Source organism: Mesorhizobium sp. M7A.F.Ca.ET.027.03.2.1 (genome assembly GCF_003999175.1).
In the GTDB taxonomy this organism is placed as follows: Bacteria; Pseudomonadota; Alphaproteobacteria; order Rhizobiales; family Rhizobiaceae; genus Mesorhizobium.
The window spans coordinates 1-4,129 of record NZ_RZOM01000530.1; the positions used below are offsets into that span (position 1 = coordinate 1).

The following is a 4,129-nucleotide window of genomic DNA, read 5'->3' on the forward strand; positions in this document are numbered from 1 at the left end:
GTCCTGGAACGCGTTGCACGCGCTGACCTCGCGGCTGCAGCAGCTTTTCCTGTCGCTCAAGGTGAAGAAGGGCGACCGCATCGCCGCCATGATGCCCAACATGCCGGAGACCGTCGCCGCCATGCTGGCCGCCGCCTCGATCGGCGCGGTTTGGTCGTCCTGCTCTCCCGATTTCGGCGAGCAGGGCGTGCTCGACAGGTTCGGCCAGATCGAGCCCGTCGTCTTCATCGCGCCGGATGGCTATTGGTACAATGGCAAGGCGATCGAAGTCGCCGACAAGATCGCCGCGGTCGCGGCCAAGCTCGGCACTGTCCGCAAGATTCTGGTCGTCGATTATCTCGGCACATCGAGCGATGTCGCCGGGGCCATCGACAAGGCGGTAGCGCTGGAAGAGGCGCTGTCGCCCTTCGTCGGCAAGCCCGTTGCCTTCGAGCCGCTGCCGTTTTCGCATCCGCTCTACATCCTGTTTTCGTCGGGAACGACCGGCATTCCCAAATGCATCGTCCATTCGGCCGGCGGCACGCTGATCCAGCATGTCAAGGAACACCGGCTGCATGCCGGTCTCACCGATGGCGACCGCTTCTTCTACTTCACCACCTGCGGCTGGATGATGTGGAACTGGCTGGTGTCGGGGCTCGCTTCGGGGGCCACGTTGCTGCTCTATGACGGTTCGCCCTTCTACCCCGACGGCAATGTGCTGTTCGATTTCGCCGATGCCGAGAAGATGACGTTCCTCGGCACCTCGGCCAAGTTCATCGATTCCGTGCGCAAGGCCGGCCTCAAGCCGATCCGCACGCATGATCTGGCCACGGTGCGGGCAATCTCCTCCACCGGCTCGCCGCTGTCGCCGGAAGATTTCCGCTTCGTTTATGACGGCATCAAGAAGGACGTGCATCTGGCCTCGGTCTCCGGCGGCACCGACATCGTCTCCTGCTTCGTGCTCGGCGTGCCGACGCAGCCTGTCTGGACCGGCGAGATCCAGGGACCCGGCCTTGGCCTTGCGGTCGATGTCTGGGACGATGACGGCAGGCCGGTCCGGCAGGAGAAGGGCGAGTTGGTCTGCACCAAGGCTTTTCCGGCGATGCCGATCGGCTTCTGGAACGACCCCGAGGGCAAGAAGTACCGGGCGGCCTATTTCGAGCGCTTCGACAATGTCTGGTGTCACGGCGATTTCGCCGAATGGACCGCGCATGGCGGCCTGATCATCCATGGCCGCTCCGACGCCACGCTCAACCCGGGCGGCGTGCGCATCGGCACGGCGGAGATCTACAACCAGGTCGAACAGATGCCGGAGATTCTGGAAGCACTGTGCATCGGCCAAGACTTCGACAACGACGTGCGCGTCGTCCTGTTCGTGCGCCTGGCCGCCGGCGCGCAGCTCGACGAAAATCTGGAAAAACGCATCCGCGCCAAGATCCGCAGTGGCGCCAGTCCCCGCCATGTCCCGGCCAGAATCGTTGCCGTGTCGGATATTCCCCGCACCAAGTCGGGTAAGATCACCGAACTCGCGGTGCGCGACGTGGTGCACGGCCGCGCCATCAAGAACAAGGAAGCGCTCGCCAACCCGGAAGCGCTCGACCTGTTCAAGAACCTGCCGCAGCTGGCCGAGTAGCTGCTACTGCATGTCGCTCAAAAGTGGTCCGGTTTTGAGACAACGACATGCATGAAAAAGGCCTTTCCGGCATGGTTAACGAAATATCTCGCTAGAATTTACCTAGATTTCATGAGTGGTACACATTCGTAAATTTTCCGGCACTCCGGTAAGGAGTTGTTAAGGTCCGGCGTCGATAGTCGCAGGTAACTTGAGGGAGAAATCCCGTTCCTCAGCCCCGAGGATCCGAATTCGCTCAAGCCCCCGTTGTGACAGCAATCCCATCTCTTAAGGCGCCCTTTGGGCGCCTTTTCTTTTTATCGGGACCGAACCGCGGAGAGGGCTGATCTATTCCGCGAGCACACGGGTCGACGGAAAAGCGACCTCGACCAGAGTGCCTTCGCCCGGTGTCGAATTGATGGTGAACCGGGCACGGTTGGCTTCCACCATCGCTTTGGTCAACGGCAGTCCAAGCCCGGTACCGTCACCGCGTCCGCGCTTCAGCGCGTTGATCTGCTTGAACGGCTTTAGCGCCTGCTCGATCTCGGCATGGCTCATGCCGATGCCGGTGTCGCGCACCCGCATGACGACGTCGCCCGACGTCTCATAGGCGGTCGAGACGATCACCTGGCCGCCGGCCTGGGTGTAACGGATGGCATTCGACAGGATGTTGAGCGCGATCTGGCGCACGCTGCGCAGGTCCGCCACCACTTCCGGCAGCCGCGAAGCGAAGCTGGAGCGGATGATGACCCGTTCGCGGTTGGCCTGCGGCTGCATCATCGCCACCGTCTCGGCCAGCGTGTCGTTGAGCGACACCGCTTCATAGGCCATCTCCTGCTGGCCGGCCTCGATCTTGGAGATGTCGAGCAGGTCGTTGACCAGATCGAGCACATGATTGCCCGAGCGGTTGATATCGCGCAGATAGTCGCGGTAGCGATCGTTGGCGACAGGTCCGAACTTCTCGTCGACCATCAATTCCGAAAAACCGATGATGGCATTGAGCGGGGTGCGGATCTCGTGGCTGATGCGGGCCAGGAAATCGGTCTTCTGCGAGGACGCGCGCTCGGCCACCGCACGTGCCTGCGTCAAGTCCTCTTCGGCCCGCTTCCACTGCGTGATGTCGCGAACGACGGCGCAGAAGCCGCTGTCGTTGGGCAGCCGACCGATGGTCATGAACAGCGGAATGAAGCGGCCTTGCGACTCGCGCCCGATCACCTCGCGGCCGTCGTTCATGACACTCGCCACGCCGGGCTCGGACAGTCCGTTGAGATAGTCGCGCGCCGCGCGCTGGCTTTCGATCGCAAACAGCGAGGCGAACGGCTTGCCGGTCACATCGTCGCTGTCGAAGCCGAACAGCGCTTCCGCAGGCCGGCTGATCGATCGGATGGTGCCGTCACGGCCGATCAACACGACGCCGTCGGTGGCGGTGTCGATAATGGTGCGCATCTCGGCGATGCGCGCCTTGAGTTCGGAAATATCCGGCTGCGTCTGCTCGTCGCCAACCACATGCAGGCTCGCCGGCGCATCATCCTCGCCGGAGCGTCGCACGACCAGCATCAGCGCCTTGCCGTCGCGCCAGGGGACCGAGCGCAAAATGGCCTCGATCGGGAATTCCTGTCCGTCACGCGTTTTCAGCCGCAGCGCGCGATCGGTGCCGTCGGAAACGCCGTCGTCGGCATAGGGGTCGGCAAACAACGCGCCGAGGCCGCCGGCATCCGCCAGATCGTCAAGCGCCTCGTAACCCGTCAGGCTGAGGAATTCCTCATTCGCATAGTGCAACCGGTCCCCGGAATGGATGAGCAGCGGCACGGGCAGCTTGCCGAGCAGCGACGTGTCCGGAGCCTTGTGTTCATCTCCGGCGGAAAACGCCGACGGCACGAACCCTTCGGCCTTGAGCGGCGGAACCTGCAGGCGAGGGCGCTCGAGGGGTATTTCCGCAGAGTCGCCTGCGGTTTCCTCGCCAACCGTCTGCTCGTCGGGCGACGCGGCTTCCTCGTCGGGCTGCGCCCAATCCTCATTGTCTTCGGCATCGCGAAAATCCGCCGACGTCATGCTGTCGTCATCGAGGCTATCATGTGTCGCGTCAGTGGCTTCAGGCTCTTCGCCGGGCGAAACGGCAGCTGTGTTCTCTGGTTCCGCCGCCACGGGGCCACGTTCGTCATCTTGGCCGGCATAGTCGAGCAACGAGCCCGTCACATTCACCCCCGAGCGGGCGTCACGAGGGGCTTCGTCCGCGTGACCGTCAAGCCGTGCCAGATCCCGCTCGTCTTCGGCATCGACATCGGATGCCTCGACCGGTTCGTTCTCTGGCCCTGACGCAGGGATGCCGTCGGTGCGCATCGGGTCGTCGGACGCATTGACCGGAGCCTCGGTCTCCGCTGCCGATGCCTCCACAGTCTCGGTCTCTGGCGGCCCGACCGGAGCGCTATCCTTCTTCAGCCGCTCGCCGATTTCGCGGAACGCGCTGCGTTCCAGGGTCGACAGGCCCTTGTCGTTGGCAGGCTGGCGATGTTCGGCGAGCCGGATCACCTTATCGGC

2 protein-coding genes are annotated in these 4,129 nt (G+C 63.4%); one reads left to right on the forward strand and one right to left on the reverse strand.

What is annotated here, in order from left to right:
* Positions 1 to 1,612, forward strand: a 1,612-nt coding sequence (locus tag EN750_RS21430; RefSeq protein ID WP_127397572.1) for an acetoacetate--CoA ligase, incomplete at its 5' end; no start/stop codon positions are given.
* 327 nt (positions 1,613 to 1,939) lie between these two features.
* Here the strand turns inward: EN750_RS21430 and EN750_RS21435 are convergent.
* Positions 1,940 to 4,129, reverse strand: a 2,190-nt coding sequence (locus tag EN750_RS21435; protein WP_127397573.1) for a histidine kinase dimerization/phospho-acceptor domain-containing protein, incomplete at its 5' end; no start/stop codon positions are given.